At 68.7% G+C, this 16286-nt stretch carries 11 protein-coding genes; 8 read left to right on the top strand and 3 right to left on the bottom strand.

Annotated features, from left to right (window positions below; all coding sequences use genetic code 11):
- Positions 1 to 46: 46 nt before the first annotated feature.
- The 5 genes from FA90_RS07585 to FA90_RS07565 are packed head-to-tail and all read left to right on the top strand — an operon-like array spanning position 47 to position 8597.
- Positions 47 to 3094: a TonB-dependent receptor gene (locus FA90_RS07585; protein WP_036167549.1), complete on the top strand. Its 3048-nt coding sequence runs from the start codon at positions 47 to 49 to the stop codon at positions 3092 to 3094.
- Between the two features lie 12 nt (positions 3095 to 3106).
- Positions 3107 to 4267 carry a glycosyl hydrolase gene (locus FA90_RS07580; protein ID WP_051971552.1) on the top strand — a complete coding sequence of 387 codons (1161 nt, stop codon included), beginning with the start codon at positions 3107 to 3109 and terminating at the stop codon, positions 4265 to 4267.
- A complete protein-coding gene (locus FA90_RS07575) occupies positions 4264 to 5361 on the top strand; it encodes an SGNH/GDSL hydrolase family protein (RefSeq protein ID WP_081933719.1) in 1098 nt (365 codons plus the stop codon). Before FA90_RS07580 ends, FA90_RS07575 begins: the two co-directional genes overlap by 4 nt.
- A gap of 4 nt (positions 5362 to 5365) precedes the next feature.
- Positions 5366 to 7606, top strand: a complete 2241-nt coding sequence (locus tag FA90_RS07570; protein WP_051971551.1) for a TonB-dependent siderophore receptor — start codon at positions 5366 to 5368, stop codon at positions 7604 to 7606.
- Between the two features lie 37 nt (positions 7607 to 7643).
- The gene (locus FA90_RS07565) at positions 7644 to 8597 is read left to right on the top strand and encodes an alpha/beta hydrolase (RefSeq protein WP_156116629.1); all 954 of its coding nucleotides are present in this window, start codon (positions 7644 to 7646) and stop codon (positions 8595 to 8597) included.
- A 22-nt stretch (positions 8598 to 8619) separates the two neighbouring features.
- On the opposite strand, the gene FA90_RS07560 is transcribed toward FA90_RS07565, so the two are convergent.
- The 3 genes from FA90_RS07560 to FA90_RS07550 all read right to left on the bottom strand — a co-directional run bounded on the left by FA90_RS07560 (position 8620) and on the right by FA90_RS07550 (position 13726).
- The gene (locus tag FA90_RS07560) at positions 8620 to 10146 is read right to left on the bottom strand and encodes a tryptophan halogenase family protein (protein ID WP_036167546.1); all 1527 of its coding nucleotides are present in this window, start codon (positions 10144 to 10146) and stop codon (positions 8620 to 8622) included.
- A 182-nt stretch (positions 10147 to 10328) separates the two neighbouring features.
- Positions 10329 to 11801 (bottom strand): carboxylesterase/lipase family protein, encoded by a 1473-nt coding sequence (locus FA90_RS07555; protein WP_036167544.1) that lies wholly within the window; start codon positions 11799 to 11801, stop codon positions 10329 to 10331.
- A 98-nt stretch (positions 11802 to 11899) separates the two neighbouring features.
- Positions 11900 to 13726, bottom strand: coding sequence for a glycoside hydrolase family 9 protein (locus FA90_RS07550; RefSeq protein WP_081933717.1), 1827 nt, complete (start codon positions 13724 to 13726; stop codon positions 11900 to 11902).
- Positions 13727 to 13961: 235 nt separating this feature from the next.
- On the opposite strand from FA90_RS07550, the gene FA90_RS07545 reads away from it, so the two are divergent.
- The 3 genes from FA90_RS07545 to FA90_RS27655 all read left to right on the top strand — a co-directional run bounded on the left by FA90_RS07545 (position 13962) and on the right by FA90_RS27655 (position 16231).
- On the top strand, positions 13962 to 14975 hold the full coding sequence (locus FA90_RS07545) for a polysaccharide deacetylase family protein (RefSeq protein WP_197065256.1): 1014 nt from the start codon (positions 13962 to 13964) through the stop codon (positions 14973 to 14975).
- A gap of 141 nt (positions 14976 to 15116) precedes the next feature.
- Positions 15117 to 16028: a TauD/TfdA family dioxygenase gene (locus FA90_RS07540; protein ID WP_051971549.1), complete on the top strand. Its 912-nt coding sequence runs from the start codon at positions 15117 to 15119 to the stop codon at positions 16026 to 16028.
- Between the two features lie 23 nt (positions 16029 to 16051).
- Entirely contained in the window at positions 16052 to 16231 is a 180-nt protein-coding gene (locus FA90_RS27655) for a hypothetical protein (protein ID WP_036167537.1), read from the top strand.
- Positions 16232 to 16286: the final 55 nt, after the last annotated feature.

Genomic DNA, 16286 nt, shown 5'->3' with positions numbered 1-16286 from the left:
CCCGCCGCATGGACGCAGCGGGCGTGCAATTTACTACGGAGACAAGATGTCACAACTGAAGAAAACGGCGATCGCGATCGCCGCCGCACAAATCGCGCTGCTGGCCAGCGGCGCCGCCCTGGCCCAGGCCGACGGCGGCGCGGCCGGCGCCGGCACCCAGGGCGCCGGCAAGGCACCCGTGCCGGCTGCGGCCACCAACGTGGTCGTGGTCAGCGGCCAGCGCGCCGCGCTGAACTCGGCGCAATCGATCAAGCGCGATTCGGACGAGATCGTCGATTCGATCGTCGCCGACGACATCGGCAAGCTGCCGGACCGTTCGGTGACCGAAGTGCTGCAGCGCGTGGTCGGCGTCAGCATCGACCGCACCATGTCCAAGGGCGACCCCGAGCACTACTCGGTGGAAGGCTCGGGCGTGACCATCCGCGGCCTGTCCTACACCCGCTCGGAACTCAATGGCCGCGACTCGTTCTCGGCCAACGGCGGCCGTTCGCTCAACTTCGAGGACGTCCCGCCTGAGCTGATGGCCGGCGTCGACATCTACAAGAACCCGTCGGCCGAGCAGATCGAGGGCGCGATCGGCGGCCTGGTCAACCTGCGCACGGCGATGCCGTTCGACTTCAAGGAGCGCAAGGTCGCGGCCTCGATTTCGGACACGTACGGCGAGCTGATCAAGGGCAAGCGCCAGCCCTCCGGCTCGATCATGTATTCGGACCGCTGGAAGACCGGCTACGGCGAGATCGGCGCCCTGGTCGACTTCGCCTACTCGCAAAGCAGAAACCGCGCCGACACCTTCCAGGTCGAACCCTACTATGCGCGCACCGACATCGCCCCGGGCAGCACCGTGTGGGTGCCGAAGGGCTCGGCCTACCGCACCACCGACTTCGACCGCACCCGCGAAGGCATCTACGGCGCGCTGCAGTGGAAGAAGGACGCCACCCTGAGCTCCTCGCTGACCTACTTCAAGTCGAAGTACAAGATGAACTGGGACGAGCAGGCGATCTTCTCGGCCGCCAGCCCGTACAACCTTGGCGTCACCAACGGCACCTACGGCGCCAACGGCCAGCTCCTGACCGGCACCCTGACCGACGCCGCCGACAAGGGCATCGGCTTCGGCGCCGACACCCGCGCGGCCAACCGCAAGTCCGACACCACCGACATTTCCTGGCACCTGACCTGGCGCCCGAGCAGCGCCTGGCAGTTCGACACCGACCTGCAGCGCGTGCGCGCGAGCAGCAACAGCTTCGACTCGACGGTCGCCACCGCGGTCCAGATGCCGTACGAGAACGTCGACCTGACCGGTTCAGTGCCCAAGCTGACCTTCGACCAGTACCAGACAGGCTACCTCGCCAATCCCAACAATTACTACTGGTCGTTCACCCAGGAACACTTCGACGACAGCCACGCCGGCGAATGGGCGTGGAAGACCGACGCCAAGTTCAGCTTCGACAATCCGGTCCTGCGCGACCTGCGTTTCGGCGTGCGCCTGACCAAGGCCGATTCGAGCACGATGAACTCGAACCCGAGCTACAACTGGGCGGCCATCAGCCAGACTTGGCAGACCGACACCGGCGGCCAGCTGGCCTACCTGGGCGATCCGCGCTTCTCGAACCAGACCCAGCTCCACACCTTCAGCAACTTCTTCAACAACAACACGCCGGTGCCGGCCGTGGTGTTCCCGAACACCTCGCTGGCCACCGGCTACCCGTCCAGCTATGCGACGCTGCACTCGTACCATGACATCCTGTGCCAGCAGGCGGGCGGCCCGAATGCCAGCTGCCCGGCCTGGGCCCCGGCCACCTTCGGCACCGACCCGGCGGGCACCAACGACCTGTCCGAGCGCACCGCCGCCTTCTACACCCAGCTGCGCTTCGGCTTCGACGACCTGAAGTACCCGATCGACGGCAATATCGGCGTGCGCTACGTGCAGACGCTGCTGACCGCGCACGGCTACACGGTGTTCAATCCGACCTTCACGCCGCCGGCCGCCGGCTACACCGTGACCGGCCCGGCGATCCCGAGCATCGCCGCCTTCTCGGCCCCCCAGGATTCGGACAACCACTACCACAACGTGTTGCCGAGCCTGAACCTGCGCATGAAGTACAGCGACAAGCTGCAGTTCCGCTTCGCCGCCGCGATGGGTATTTCCAAGCCTGACTACTCGCAGCTGCAGAGCTATGCGACGCTGTCCGAGAACGTCGACCAGACCACCAACGCGAATGCGCACACGGTCGTGGTCAACAACGTCGGCCTGACCGGCACCGGCAGCGGCAACCCGAACCTGCGCCCGATCCAGTCGCGCCAGGTCGACCTCTCGGCCGAGTGGTACTTCGCGCCGGCCGGTTCGCTGACGATGGCGGTGTTCAACAAGCAGCTCAAGGACATCATCATCAACCAGTCCTACGGCTACGACATCGCCGGCACCAACGGCACGCCGTACAACTTCACCGTGACCGGTCCGGTCAACGGCGCACGCGGCCACGCGCGCGGCATGGAGATCGCTTACCAGCAGTACTTCGACAAGTGGCTGCCCGACTGGGCCAAGGGCTTCGGCGTGCAGGCCAACTACACCTACGTCGACAGTGCGCAGTCGCTGTACCACCCGGTCAATTCGGCCTCCTGCAACAGCACCTCGGGTGGCGCGGACAACCTGAACCTGAACCAGAACGGCTGCGACACCAACGGCGCCACCTTCGGCAACCTGCCGCTGCAAGGCCTGTCGAAGAACGCCTACAACCTGGCGCTGCTGTACGATCAGGGCAAGTTCTCGGCACGCATGGCCTGGGCCTGGCGCTCCAAGTCGCTGCAGAACGTGAACGTCAACGGCACCAACGGCACCGACGGCCGCTACGTCGCCCCGGGCGCGGCCTCTTACCAGACCATCGCCTGGGCCTTGCCGACCTATGCCGACAGCTATGGCCAGCTGGACGGCTCGGTGTTCTACAACATCACGCAGAACATGTCGCTCGGCCTGGAGGCGCAAAACATGACCAATGCCAAGTACCGCCAGCTGATGCAGCAGTCGATCGGCCTGATGACCCGCCAGGTGATCGTGTCGGGCCGCCGCTACACGGCCTCGCTGCGCTACTCGTTCTAACCGGGGCCGAGCATGCGCATCGCACGCCCGGCGCCGCGGTGGCCGTCGTTGTCGTCATCGCTGCTGGCGGCGGCCCTCGCGTGCGCGCCCGGGTGGGCGGGCGCGGCCCCGGCGCGGGGGCTGGCCGATGGCCAGGCCACGGCCCGGACCAGGGCCGAATACGCCTGGCTGCTCGCCACCTGGGGCAAGAAGACCATCGCCGGCCAGCAGGACCTGACCTGGGATGACCGGGTCGACATGGCCCAGCGCGTGTTCGACGCTACCTCCCGCTGGCCGGCCCTGATGGGCTTCGACTTCATGAACACGGGCATGCAGGGCGCCGGTTCGGATGGCGCCAGCGGCCTGCACCAGGTCGACGAAGCCATCGCCTGGGCCCGGCGCGGCGGCCTGGTCGCGTTTTGCTGGCACTGGCGCGACCCGGCACTGCTGGGCACGCCGGATGCGAACCGCGCCAACTTCTACGCGCGCGAGAAGGACCCTGGCAAGAACACCGCCTTCACGATCCCGATGAAGGATGGGCGCCTGGACACTGCAAACCCGGCCTACGCCCAGATCGACGCCGGTATCGACCTGGTCGCCGGCGAACTGAGACGCCTGCAGGACGCCGGCGTCACCGTGCTGTGGCGCCCGCTGCACGAAGCTGCCGGCAACGGCGGCGACGGCTGGTTCTGGTGGGGCAGGAAGCGCAGCGACGGCGAGGCGGGCAGCAAGGCCTACGTGCAGCTGTACCGCCACATGTTCGACCGCCTGGTGCGCGTGCACGGCCTGCACAACCTGATCTGGGTGTGGAATGGCCAGGACGCGGCCTGGTACCCGGGTGACGACGTGGTCGACGTGGTCGGCTGGGACGTCTACGACGAGAACGACCGCAAGACCTACGGCGCGCAAGCCGCCATCTTCCGCAAGGCGCGGGCGATACCGGGCACGCCGAAACCCGTGGCGATGAGCGAGAACAGCTTCATTCCCGACCCGGACAAGATGGCGCGCGAAAACGCGCGCTGGCTCTGGTTCATGACCTGGAACGACGGCCGTGCCCGCGCCGGCGTATCCGCACCCGACAATTTCTGGTCCGGCGAGTATTACAATACGAGCGAGCACAAGCGCGCCGTGTTCAAGCACCCGGACGTGATCACCCTCGACCAACTGCCCGCTTTCCTGAAAGCCCACGAATGAAATTTTCCCTGACCCGATCGATGCATGCGCTGGCGCTGGCCTGCACCCTCGCTTGCCTGGCTGCGCCGGCCCTGGCCAGCGTCAGCGTAAAAGCCGACGACCCGAAACTGCAGTACACCGGCCGCATCGACTTCGCCCAGCCGGCCGCGCCGATGATCAGCTGGCCCGAGAGCGCCATCGCGGGTACCTTCAGCGGTGCCTCGCTGGCGCTCAAGTTCGACGACCACGAGGGCAAGAACTTCTTCAACGTCTTCATCGACGGCGACGACGCGCATCCGACCGTGCTGCAGCTCGAGCGCGGCCTGAAGACCTATCCGGTAGCCGCGCACCTGGCGCCGGGCAAGCACCGCTTCCTGGTCACCAAGCGCACCGAAGGCGCGGAAGGCTCGACCCTGTTCGAAGGCCTGGAACTGGCCGACGGCGGCAAGCTGTTTGAACCGTTGCCGCGCCCGAAGCACCGCATCGAAGTGTTCGGTGACTCGATCACCAGCGGCATGGGCGACGAGTCGCCCGACACCGGCCCCGACGACCGCGCCCGCGACAAGAACAGCCACATGTCGTACGCCGCGATCACCGCGCGCGCGCTCGACGCCGAGCTGCACATGACCTCGCAGAGCGGCATCGGCGTGATGATGAGCTGGTTCCCGTTCACCATGCCGGACTTTTACGACCAGCTCAGCGCGGTCGGCGACAACGACACGCACTGGGACTTTTCCAAATGGACCCCGGACGTCGTCGTGATCAACCTGTTCCAGAACGACAGCTGGCTGATCGGCCGCGACCACAAGATGCAGCCCGAGCCCGACGACGCCGCGCGCATCCAGGCTTACCGCACCTTCGTCGCGCGCATCCGCCAGCTCTACCCGAAGGCCTACATCGTGTGCGCGCTGGGCAGCATGGACGCCACCCGTCCGGGCTCGCCGTGGCCGGGCTACATCCGCAGCGCGGTCGCGCAGTTGCGCGAAGGCGGCGACACCCGCATCGACACCATCTTCTTTCCCTACACCGGCTACGGCCAGCATCCGCGCGTGAAGCACCAGCAAGCCAACGCCGCGCTGCTGACGCCCTTCATCCGCGAACGCATGGGGTGGTAAGGCGATGACCCCGCGTTCGATGCCGCTGGCGCTGGCGGCCTGGCTGGCGCCGGCGCTGGCCCTGGCGCAGAGCGCGGCGCCGGGGACCACGGTGACGGCCGACACGGCGCCGGCGGTCAGGCCCGCTGACGCCAAGCCGGCTGACGCCAAGGCCGTTGCCGCCAAGCCGGTCGAGGCCGCGCCGATCCAGACCGTGCAGGTGCGCGGCGCCGCCAGCTACGACGCACGGCGCGACGACACCGCCAGCAAGACCGTGATCGACGCCGAAGAAGTGCGCAAGTACGGCGACACCAACATCTACGACGTGCTCAAGCGTGCCCCCGGCGTGACCGTCACCGGCAACACGCTGCGCATGCGTGGCCTGGGCGCCGGCTACACCCAGATCCTGGTCAACGGCGACCGGCCGCCGCCCGGCTTTTCGCTCGACACGCTGACCCCCGACCAGATCGAACGCATCGAGATCGACAAGGCGGCCAGCGCCGAGTACTCGATGCAGGCAATCGCCGGCACCATCAACATCGTGCTGCGCAAACTCGTGGTCAAGCCACAGCGCGACGCGCGCATCGCCTACAACCGCACGCCGCAGAACCGCGGCGTCAACCTGGGCGGCACCTACGGCGAGCGGGTCGGCGGCCTGTCGTATTTCCTCAATGGCTCGGCCTGGGCCGGCAGCAGCGAATTCACCCAGACCAGCGCCGACCGCATGACGGACCCGAACGGGGTGCTGACCCAGGCGCGCGACGCGCGCTACGCCGGCGAAGGTCCGTACCGCGGCCTGGTGCTGTTCCCGCGCCTGTCGTGGAAGGTCGACGACAGCAACGAGCTGAATTTGTCGGTGGGGCTGCAGGCCGACAGCTCGTCGTGGCGTGGCGCCTCGCACAACGACGTCACGCTCGGCAGCTTCGGCGACCCGGACTGGATCGACAGCGCCAACCACTCGAGCAACAATCACTGGATGGTCCGCGGCGAAGCGAACTGGGTCGCCAAGATCGGCGGCGGCAAGCTGGACGTGACCGTATCCGGGGAGCGCAGCCGCAGCCGCAGCGACCAGTTCAATGATCAGACCAACATCGACGCGACCCAGGAATACACGCGCGACTGGGACGACGTGCAGCACAACAGCCGCCTGTTCGCGCGCGCGAAATACAGCCGCTCATTGTTTGAGGGCCACTCGCTCGGGACCGGCTTCGAGGCCAGCCGCCAGGACAACGACGAGACGCGCCTGCGCCACGAGCGCCAGACCGGCCTGCCCGACAGCGATATCCTGGAGGCGTTCGACCCGCACGTGACGCGCCTGGCCGGCTATGTGCAGGACGAGTGGAATATCCTGCCGGCCTGGTCGATGTACCTGGGCGGACGTTGGGAAGGCATCCAGACCGACAGCGCCGCCTCGGGTCAAACCGCAGGGGAAGCCGACACGGTTTCGCGCAACCACGTGCTCAGCCCGGTGCTCCAGACCCTGTACAAGCTCCCGGGCGGCAAGCAGCAGCTGCGTCTGGCCCTGACGCGCACCTTCAAGGCGCCCAGCACCGACCAGCTGAGCGCGCGCCGCTACGTCGCCATCGAGAACACGCGCTTCACCCCGGATTCCGGCGGCAATCCGGCGCTCAAGCCCGAGCTGGCCAACGGCCTCGACCTGGCCTACGAGAGCTTCTGGGCGCCGGGCGCGCTGCTGGCCTTGAGCGCCTCGCACCGCGACATCAGCAGTTACATCCGCACCCGGCTCGACCAGGATGCCGACGGGCGTTGGCTCTACCAGCCGTTCAACGACGGCGACGCCACCGTGCGCTCGCTCCAGGCCGAACTCAAGCTGCCGCTCAAGCTGCTGTTCGATGCCGGGAACGGCGTCGACCTGCGCGCCAGCGTCACGCGCAACTGGTCCGAGGTGTCGACGGTGCCGGGGCCGGACAACCGGCTCGACGCCCAGACCCCGGAATCGGCCACCTTCGGCATCGACTACCGCAAGGACCGTCTTAGCCTGGGCGCGAGCCTGGCCTACCAGCAGGGAGGCTGGGTGCGCATCTCGGACGCCCAGAGCACGCGCCAGCAGACCCGCAAGGACCTCGACGCCTATGCGCTGTGGAAGCTGGACGATCACTTCCAGCTGCGCCTGTCGCTGGCCAACATCCTCGGCATGGACAACGATTCCGAGCGCAGCTACGCCGATGCGTCCGGCACCTCGCGCCAGTGGAGCTGGCAGCGCGGCTGGATGCGCACCGGCCTGAACCTCGAAATGAAGCTTTGAGCACGACCGTAGCAACCACAACGACAAGGAGATGGAGATGAGACGTCGATTCATGCAGGGGCTGGCGCTGCTCGGCCTGTCCGGCGGCCTGGCCGCGCGCGCGCAGGCGCAGGGGCAGGGGCAGGGGCAGGCAGGTGCGCAGGCGGGTGCGCAGGCGGGTGCGCGCAAGTTCGTGATCGAGAATACGCAGATCGTGCCGATCGATTCGAAATACACCGGCCGGCGCCACGAGCTGATCGTGGTGCTGCCGTCCAGTCATGGCAAGACCCCCGGCAAGACCTATCCGGTGCTGTACTTCCTGGACGGCTACTGGGACACGCCGCTGCTCGCGTCGACCTACGGCAACCTCATGTACGACAACTTCGCGCCCGAGTTCATCATGGTCGGCCTGTCCTACCCGAACGGCAGCAACTACGACCTCGAGCGCCGGCGCGACTACACGTTCACGGCCGCGAACGGAGGAAAAGGCAAAGGCGCCGACACGGATTCCGGCAAGGGCGCCGCCTTCCTCGACTTCATCACCAAGGAAGCCGCGCCTCTGGTCGAACGCAACTACGGCGGCGCCAGCGGCGGCCGCATCCTGGGCGGCAGCTCGCTGGGCGGCTTGTTCACCGTGACGGCCGCTTACCAGGCGCCGGGATTCTTCGCCGGCCACATCGCGCTCAGCCCGGCCGCGGGCTGGGACGGCGGGCTGCTGGCGCGCCTGGACGAGGCTTACGCGCGCACCCACAAGGGCCTGGCCACGCGCATGTTCATCGCCTACGGCGCCGAGGAGTACCCGGCCTTCCGTGAACCGATCGCCGCGTTCGAGCGCCAGCTGGCGGCGCGCCGCTACGAGGGCCTGGCGCTGGAGACGCGCGTGATGCCGGGCCTGGACCACACCACGGTCAAGTGCGAGGCCTATGCGCGCGGCCTGATCTGGTACTGGGCGCCGCACAAGCCGGCCGGCCCGAGCGGGCTGGCGCGCGCCATGGCGGCCGAGGCCGCCTGAGCCGCCGGCGCGGCGCGCGGACTCAGGCCGTCACGCGCTGCGGCTTGACACCCTTGGCCGCGCCGGCGAGATAGGCGCCGTGGTCCGGCGCCTGCGCCGCCGCGCGCGCGATCATCTCGCGCAGGCCGGCGAAGTGACCGTGCAGCTGGCGCAGGTCGAGTGCATCGACGAAGGGGCAATAGCGCTTCGGGACCACGCCCAGGCCGAGCAGCATGGCCACGAACGACGGTTCGGCGAAGCCGTCCGGGTCGAGGATGGTGACGCGTCCGGTTTCGCGGAACAGTTCGATCTGGTGCGCCAGCGAGTCGGGAATCGGCATCGCCGCGCAATGGCGCCAGAACGGGGTGTCGTCGCGCTGCGTGAGCTTGTAGTGCATGACGATGAAGTCGCGCACGGACTCGTAGCGCCCGCCCATCACGCGGTTGTATTCGTCGGCCAGCTCGGGACGGAAGTCGCGGTCCGGGAACAATTCGATCAGCTTGCCCACGCCGGTCTCGATCAGGTGGATGCTGGTCGACTCGAGCGGTTCGACGAAGCCGGCCGACAGGCCCAGCGCGACCACGTTCTTGACCCAGGATTTGCGCCGTCGTCCGGTGACGAAGCGCAGCTGGCGCGGTTCGTCCAGTGCCGCGCCGTCCAGGCCGGCCAGCAGGTCGTCGCGCGCCTGGCGGTCGCTGGTGAAGGCGTCGCTGTAGACGTGGCCGTTGCCGGTGCGGTGCTGCAGCGGGATGCGCCAGGTCCAGCCGGCGCCTTGCGCGGTCGAGCGCGTGTAGGGCGTGACCGGCTCCACCCGCGCGCTCGGGACCGCAAGCGCGCTGTTGCACGGCAGCCAGCCGCTCCAGTCCTCGTAGCCCGCCCGCAGCGTTCCTTCGATCAGCAGGCCGCGAAAGCCCGAGCAGTCGACGAACAGCTCGCCCTCGACGCGGCGGCCGTCGTTCAGCACGACCGCGGTGACGAAGCCGGTTTCGGGATGCTGCTCGACGCCGGTGATGGTGCCCTCGATGCGGCTGGCCCCGCGCGCCATCGCGTAGTCGCGCAGGTAGTTGGCGTACAGGCCGGCGTCGAAATGGTAGCCGTAGGAATAGGCGTCGGTGACGCCGGGCTGGGCGCCATGCGGCGGCAGGAAGCGGTTCTGGCGCGCCATGACGGCCGCCATCGACCAGTCGTCAAGCGCCGGCATGCGGTCGAATTCGCGCGCCAGTCGCAGCCAGGCCATGTGCGGCGCCTGGCCGGCGAAGCGCACGCCGAAGTCGCCGAAGCCATGGAAGAAGCGGTTGCCGACGTGGCCCCAGTCCTTGAACTCGATGCCGAGCTTGAAGCTGGCCTGGGTCTTGCGCACGAAGTCGGCCGGGTCGAGGCCGAGCGCATCGTTGTAGAAGCGGATCGTCGGCAGCGTGGCTTCGCCGACGCCGATGGTGCCGATCTCCGGCGATTCGATCAGGCTCACCTGGCAGCGGCGGCCGAGGCGCTGGGCCAGCGGCGCGGCGGCCATCCAGCCCGCGGTGCCGCCGCCGACGATCACGATGCGGCGGATCGCGGTGTCAGTCATTCTTGTCTCCCGTAAGTCGGGCGCTCGTGCGGCGCCGGTCAAGTCTTTACGGGAGTGTAGGCACAAATGACGGACGCGGCAACGAAAATGTTTGCGCTTAACAACGGCGCCTCGAGGCGTTGCCGAGGCGCCGCGCGCTCATGTGCCGGTTCAGGCGCCGCTTCAGGCGCCTTCGCAGCCGCTCAGGGCTTGGCCGCCTGCGCGGCCTGCGCCGCGTCGATGTCGGCCGCCCACGGATCCTTGGCAGCCAGCGGTTTGCCGTCCATCGCAAAGTCCATCAGGCCGTCCTGCGCGCGCGTGTAGCGCGGCCAGGCCGGCAGCCTGGCGCCGTTCGGGTCGCCGCGCTTGGCGAAGTTGGCGATGTAGGCGCTGATGGCATGGCCCATCCCGACGTCGCGCGCGGTTGCCGCGTCGCCGTACTTGATCGCCGTGGTGTCGAAGAAGTAGGGGATGTCGCTGGCGTGCCCGGCGCCCTGCGGCGTCTGGCCCTGGGCGTTGGGCCGGCGCAGCGAGTCGGCCACGTAGGAAAAGCGGTATTCGTAGACCGGCAGGCCATGGTCGGCCAGCACGGCCGCGACCGAGCGCGCGCCGCCCACCATGAAGCCGGTCTTGCCGCCGATGTCGGCGCTGGTGGCGCCGACCATCACCGGGATCTTTTTCATGCGGCCGGCCTGGTAGACGTCCAGCGGCTGCACCGCGACGCGGCCGTCGGCGAACGGGCCGACATAGGTCGGCGGGTTGTCGCCCTGGCGCGACGCCAGGTTCATGCCGTCGACCACGGCGTCGGCCGGCAGCGCGCGCAGCTTCTCGAGCGCTTCGCGGTCGTCGGCCGCGATGCCTTTCTTGACGCCGAAGGCGACGCCGGCCTGCTCGACCGCGGCCAGGGTGGCGCTGTTGGTGCGGCCGTCGCCGCCGGACATGATCACCGCCTTGGCGAACAGGCCGTCGGCCATCGGCGACGTCATCAGGGCGTGCACCGACATGCCGCCGGCCGACTCGCCGATGATGGTGACGTTGGCCGGGTCGCCGCCGAATTTCGCGATGTTCTTGCGCACCCACTGCAGCGCCGCGATCTGGTCCATCAGGCCATAGTTGCCGAGCTGGCCGTGGTCGGCATCCGCCGTGGTCAGCTGCGGATGCGCGAAGAAGCCGAAGCGCCCGAGGCGGTAGTTGAAGCTGACCACCAGCACGCCCTGCTTGGCCAGGTTGGCGCCGGAATAGGTCGGCGGCGAGCTGCCGCCGTTGATGAAGCCGCCGCCGTAGATCCAGGCCAGCACCGGCAGCCTGGCCTTGGCGTGGGTGGGCTTCCAGACGTTCAGGTACAGGCAGTCCTCGGACGGCGGGGTGCCGAGCGGCGCGGCGTCGCTCGGGAAGGGCAGCTGCATGCAGTCGTTGGCATAGGCGGTGGCTGCACGCACGCCGTCCCAGGCGGCGGCCGGCTGCGGGGCGCGCCAGCGCAGCGGGCCGACCGGCGCAGCGGCGAACGGAATGCCCTTCCAGCTGGCCACCCCATCCTCGACCGCGCCCTGGACCTTGCCGCCGTCGACGGCGACCACGGGGCTGGAGGCGGCGCCGGCGGCGGCCGCGAACGCGGCGGGCAGGGCGAGCGAAAGGGCGGCGGCGATGCTCAGGCCGCGGGCGAACGTGCGTGTCATGCAGTGTCTCCTGATTGTCTTATTGGGTGGTCGATGGTACTGAGCGGTGCCGGGCGCGTCAACCGGGGCTTGCGGCGGACGCGCTCGGGTCGACCACCTCAGCGCACCAGGGCCTGGACGGCCGCGGTCACGTACACTAGCGGCGCGTTCCAGTTGATCGCGACCTCGCCGCTGGCGTAGCTGCACACGTCGTCCAGGTAGGACAGCGCCGGCAGCTTGGACGGGTAGGGCAGCTTGCAGCCCGCCAGGTCCTGCTGGCCCGGATTCGGTCCGCCCACCATCCAGCCCGGCACCGGCGCGGCGATGCCGTCCGCTTCCGACGGCCGGTGGTGCGGGTGCATCGGCGACGGCGCGCCGAAGCCGGTCACGAACGAGCGGCCCGGCCCGTTGCGGCCCATGACGTAGTCGAGCGCCGACTGCGCCGCCTGCAGGTAGTCGGCGCGGCCGGTCAGGCGGTAGGCCTGCACCAGCATCATCGCTTCGTTCAGGATGCCCGAATTGCTGCCCCAGTTGAATTCGCTGGTGGCCATGCTGATGCGGTAGGGCGAGGCTTGCGCGCGCGCCAGCAGCGTGTCGGCGGCGGCCAGGATCTGGCGCCTGGCATCGGCCGCGTCGACGCCCTTCGGAAGGTGCTCGCGCTGCTGCACCAGCGAGATCCAGCCGAGCTGGCGCACGTCGGCCCAGCCAGGCGCCAGGCCGCGCGTCGTGCCGGCGGCCAGCGCGCGCGCGCGGTAGGCGTCCTTGCCGGTGGCGATCAGGAGCTCGGTGGCGGCCCAGGAGAACTCGTCGTCCAGCTTGTTGTCGCCGTAGTCGCCGGTGCCGATGTCTGCCGGCTGCTTGTAGACCGCGTCCGGATGGGCCACGGCCCAGGCCCAGGCTTTCTCGGCCTGCGCCAGGTAGCGTTTCGAGCGGCCCGGGTCCTGCTTGTCGAACGGCGCCAGCACGCGGCTGGCGACCGCCATCACGGCCGCGAAGTCGAGCGTGGCGGCGGTGCTCTTTTGCACCACGTAGCGCGGCCCGGTCGCCTTGTCCGGCATGATGAAGGCGTCGAACTGCTTGTTGGTCAGCTTGTGGTAGACGCCGCCGTCGTTCGGGTCCTGCATGGTCGCCATCCATTCGAGGTTCCACAGCGCCTCGTTGAGCAGGTCGGGCAGGCCGTTGCCCGATTCCGGGATGTTCAGCGCCAGGGCGTCGAAGAACTGCGGGAAGTGCTCGTAGGCGGCCAGCAGCGTGTAGGTGCTGATGCCGGAGTTGACGATGTACTTGTTGTAGTCGCCGGCGTCGTACCAGCCTTTCGGGCTGGAGATGACGGTGCCGGCCGGACGCTCTTTCGATGCCGCCGACTCGTGCACCAGCACGTGGTTGTCGGGGTGCCCGAGCGGACGCGCCCAGGTGCCGGCGTAGCGCGGCTCGATCGCGATGCTGGCGCGCTGGTAGTAGTAAGCCTTGATGGCGGCGGCGTCCAGCGCGCGGTAGGCGTCCGCGGCCACCGGGAATGGTTTCGACTCAGGCTGGCCGTTCACGCGCAGTTTGTAGCTGCCGGGCGTACGCAGGGCGGAAAAGTCGGCGACGCGCACGGTCTCGCCCGAGGCGTCCCAGGTGCCCGGCGCGCCCAGGCGGCCTTCGAACACGGTCTTGCCGCTGGCGGCGTCGACCAGCGCGAAGCTGTCCTGGCCTGCGCCGGCATCGGTCACGACCGCCAGCTTTTGCGAAGCCGGCAGGAAGCCGAGCTGGTTCAGCTTGACGGCCGCGCCGGCGGCGCCGGACGCGCCCGCCAGCAGGGCCAGGCAGGCGAGGAGGACCGGACTCGCGCGGCGCCCACGCGGGCGGCGGCTTGCGGCGCGGGGGCCAGTGTCGGGCGTCGGCTGTGCGGATGCGTGGCGCGCGGCGCGGCCGGATCGGTCGATGCGGGCAGTGAAATTCATGCTGTCTCCTGTCTGTATTTATGGTCCGGCACACCCGAGGTCGCCGGTTGTAATCGATTTCATGCTACGCGGGGCGTGTATCGTAGTCAACAGTTTGGCGCTCCCGCGCGTGCGCGCGGCAGCTTGACTTCCAGGCATCACGGAGTAATATGCCTGAGCCCGATGTTTGCGCAAACATCGACCTGTCGTGTTGCGCTGCGAGGGTGCACCATCCACAATATCAGGAGGAGACTTCGTGAAACTACGCATTTGCATGGGCGCTGTGCTGCTCGCCGGCGCCGCTGCGGCTAATGCTGAGGCCAATGCGTCGGCCAACGCCGCGGCTGCCCAAGCCGCCGCGCAACCCGGCCCCGGCTCGACCATTGCATCCGCCGCCCCGGCCGGGCGCGGCTTCGACATCGCCATCACCGTGGACGACCTGAGCGCCCACGGCAGCCTGCCGCCGGGGATGAACTGGCCCGCCATCGCCAAGAGCTACCTCGCCACCTTGAAGGCGCACCGCGTGCCCGAGGCCTACGGTTTCGTCAACGCGCTGCGCCTGAAGGATGCGCCGGGCAGCGAGCCGGTGCTCGACATCTGGCGCCAGGCCGGCTACCCGCTCGGCAACCACACCTACAGCCACCTCGGCCTGTCGCAAGCGCCTTCGCTGCAAGCCTGGGAAGACAACGTCAAGCAGGGCGAGCCGCCGATCCAGGCGCGCATGGCCGGCGCGGATTGGCGTGTGCTGCGCTATCCCTTCCTCGATGCCGGCAACGGCGCCGCGGGCGACCCCGGCCGCCACGACGCCGCCCAGGCCTGGCTGAAGGGGCGCGGCTACCGCATCGCCGACGTCAGCGTCAGCTTCGACGACTGGGCCTACACCGAGACCTACGCACGCTGCCTGGCGAAAAACGACACGGCCGCGATCGACGCCATGAAGCGCGACTATTTCACCCGCGTGGACGCGGCGATCGCGCGCATGAAGGCGCTGTCGCAGGCGGTGTACGGACGCCAGATCCCGGAAGTGCTGCTGACTCACATGGGCGCCTGGAGCGCGGCCACGCTGCCCGAGGTGATGGCCAGGCTGGACGCGGCCGGCGCGCATTACGTGACGCTGGCCCAGGCGCAGCTCGATGCCGCCTACCGCGAAGGCGGCCCGCAGGCGGCCAACGGCACGCTGCCGGAACGCGCGGCGACGGAAAAGCACGTCGACACGAGCGGCCTGCCGCAAGTGCCGCAGGTGGGCCAACTCGACGCCATGTGCCGTTGAGTCATCGTCCTCGCGCCAGCCCGCGCGTACGTACGGGAGCGGGCTAGCGCGAAAAGCGCATGACGATGCGCGAAAACCTTCGTTGTCGCTCCAACCATGCGCGGATAAGCTGGGTCCATCCTGACTCACTCGTCCGCGCCCATGTCCGCCGTCCTGCACGACCTCTCGCTGTCTACCCATCACGCCGGCCCGAGTGCCGCCCAGCATTTCGAGATCCGCCGGTTCGACGCGCCGCTCGGCGCCGAGGTGATCGGCCTCGACCTGGGCAAGCCGGTGTCAAGCGACGACTTCGCACGCCTGCACCGCGCCCATCTCGAGCATCACCTGCTGGTGTTCCGCGACCAGCGCATCACGCCGTCGCAGCAGGTGGCCTTCAGCCGCCGGTTCGGGCCGCTGCAGATCCACGTGCTGCGGCAGTTCCAGCTGCCCGAGGAACCGGAGGTGCTGATCGTGTCGAACATCCGCGAGAACGGCCAGCCGATCGGCCTGGGCGACGCCGGCCACTTCTGGCACTCCGACCTCTCGTACAAGGAAACACCGAGCCTGGGCTCGATGCTGCACGCGCAGGAACTGCCTGCCATCGGCGGCGACACGCTGTTCGCCAACCAGCACAGCGCGCTCGATGCGCTCCCGGGCCACCTGCGCCGCGCGATCGAGGGCGCGAAGGCCGAGCACCACTACCTGGCGCGCTACGAGGAACTGCGCGCGCGTAATCCGTGGCGGCCCAAGCTGACCCAGGCCCAGATCGACGAGGTCGTACCCGTGGTGCACCCGGTGGTGCGCACCCACCCCGAAACCGGCCGCAAGGCCCTGTTCGTGAGCGAGCATTTCACCACCCGTATCGTCGGCTTGCCGGAGGACGAGAGCCGCGCCTTGCTGGCCGAGCTGTTCGAGCACAGTACCCGCCCGGTCCACGTCTACCGCCACGCCTGGCGCGACCACGACATGGTGTTCTGGGACAACCGCTCGCTGATGCACCTTGCGGCCGGCACGCCGGACGACCAGCGCCGCAAGCTGTACCGCACCACGATCGAAGGCGACGCGCCGTTCTGACCCGACCCGACGCGGAAAGCCCCATGCGACTGTCCTCCCTGTTCTTGACCCGCCATGGCCGCCATGGCCGCCGTATCTCCGGCGACAACGACCACGAGTTCGCCGGCCTGGGGGCGGTGATCGTGATCGGCCCGCTGTTCGAGCACCTGGTGTTCCGCTCGATCGAAGGGGCCACGGTCGGGCGCGGGGGCATGCAGCGCTGATACAATACTCTACTGGCAATGTAACACGCGTTCGCGGTAACATTTAACCTTGCCG

It is taken from the genome of Massilia sp. 9096, assembly GCF_000745265.1.
In the GTDB taxonomy this organism is placed as follows: domain Bacteria; phylum Pseudomonadota; class Gammaproteobacteria; order Burkholderiales; family Burkholderiaceae_D; genus Telluria.
Note: the sequence above shows the minus strand (reverse complement) of the source record. Positions and strands in the feature narration are given on the sequence as shown.

Coding starts and splice junctions, on each gene's coding strand:
- FA90_RS07585 (WP_036167549.1), top strand. CDS start 47: ATGTCACAACTGAAGAAAACGGCGATCGCGATCGCCGCCGCACAAATC.
- FA90_RS07580 (WP_051971552.1), top strand. CDS start 3,107: ATGCGCATCGCACGCCCGGCGCCGCGGTGGCCGTCGTTGTCGTCATCG.
- FA90_RS07575 (WP_081933719.1), top strand. CDS start 4,264: ATGAAATTTTCCCTGACCCGATCGATGCATGCGCTGGCGCTGGCCTGC.
- FA90_RS07570 (WP_051971551.1), top strand. CDS start 5,366: ATGACCCCGCGTTCGATGCCGCTGGCGCTGGCGGCCTGGCTGGCGCCG.
- FA90_RS07565 (WP_156116629.1), top strand. CDS start 7,644: ATGAGACGTCGATTCATGCAGGGGCTGGCGCTGCTCGGCCTGTCCGGC.
- FA90_RS07560 (WP_036167546.1), bottom strand. CDS start 10,146: ATGACTGACACCGCGATCCGCCGCATCGTGATCGTCGGCGGCGGCACC.
- FA90_RS07555 (WP_036167544.1), bottom strand. CDS start 11,801: ATGACACGCACGTTCGCCCGCGGCCTGAGCATCGCCGCCGCCCTTTCG.
- FA90_RS07550 (WP_081933717.1), bottom strand. CDS start 13,726: ATGAATTTCACTGCCCGCATCGACCGATCCGGCCGCGCCGCGCGCCAC.
- FA90_RS07540 (WP_051971549.1), top strand. CDS start 15,117: ATGTCCGCCGTCCTGCACGACCTCTCGCTGTCTACCCATCACGCCGGC.
- FA90_RS27655 (WP_036167537.1), top strand. CDS start 16,052: ATGCGACTGTCCTCCCTGTTCTTGACCCGCCATGGCCGCCATGGCCGC.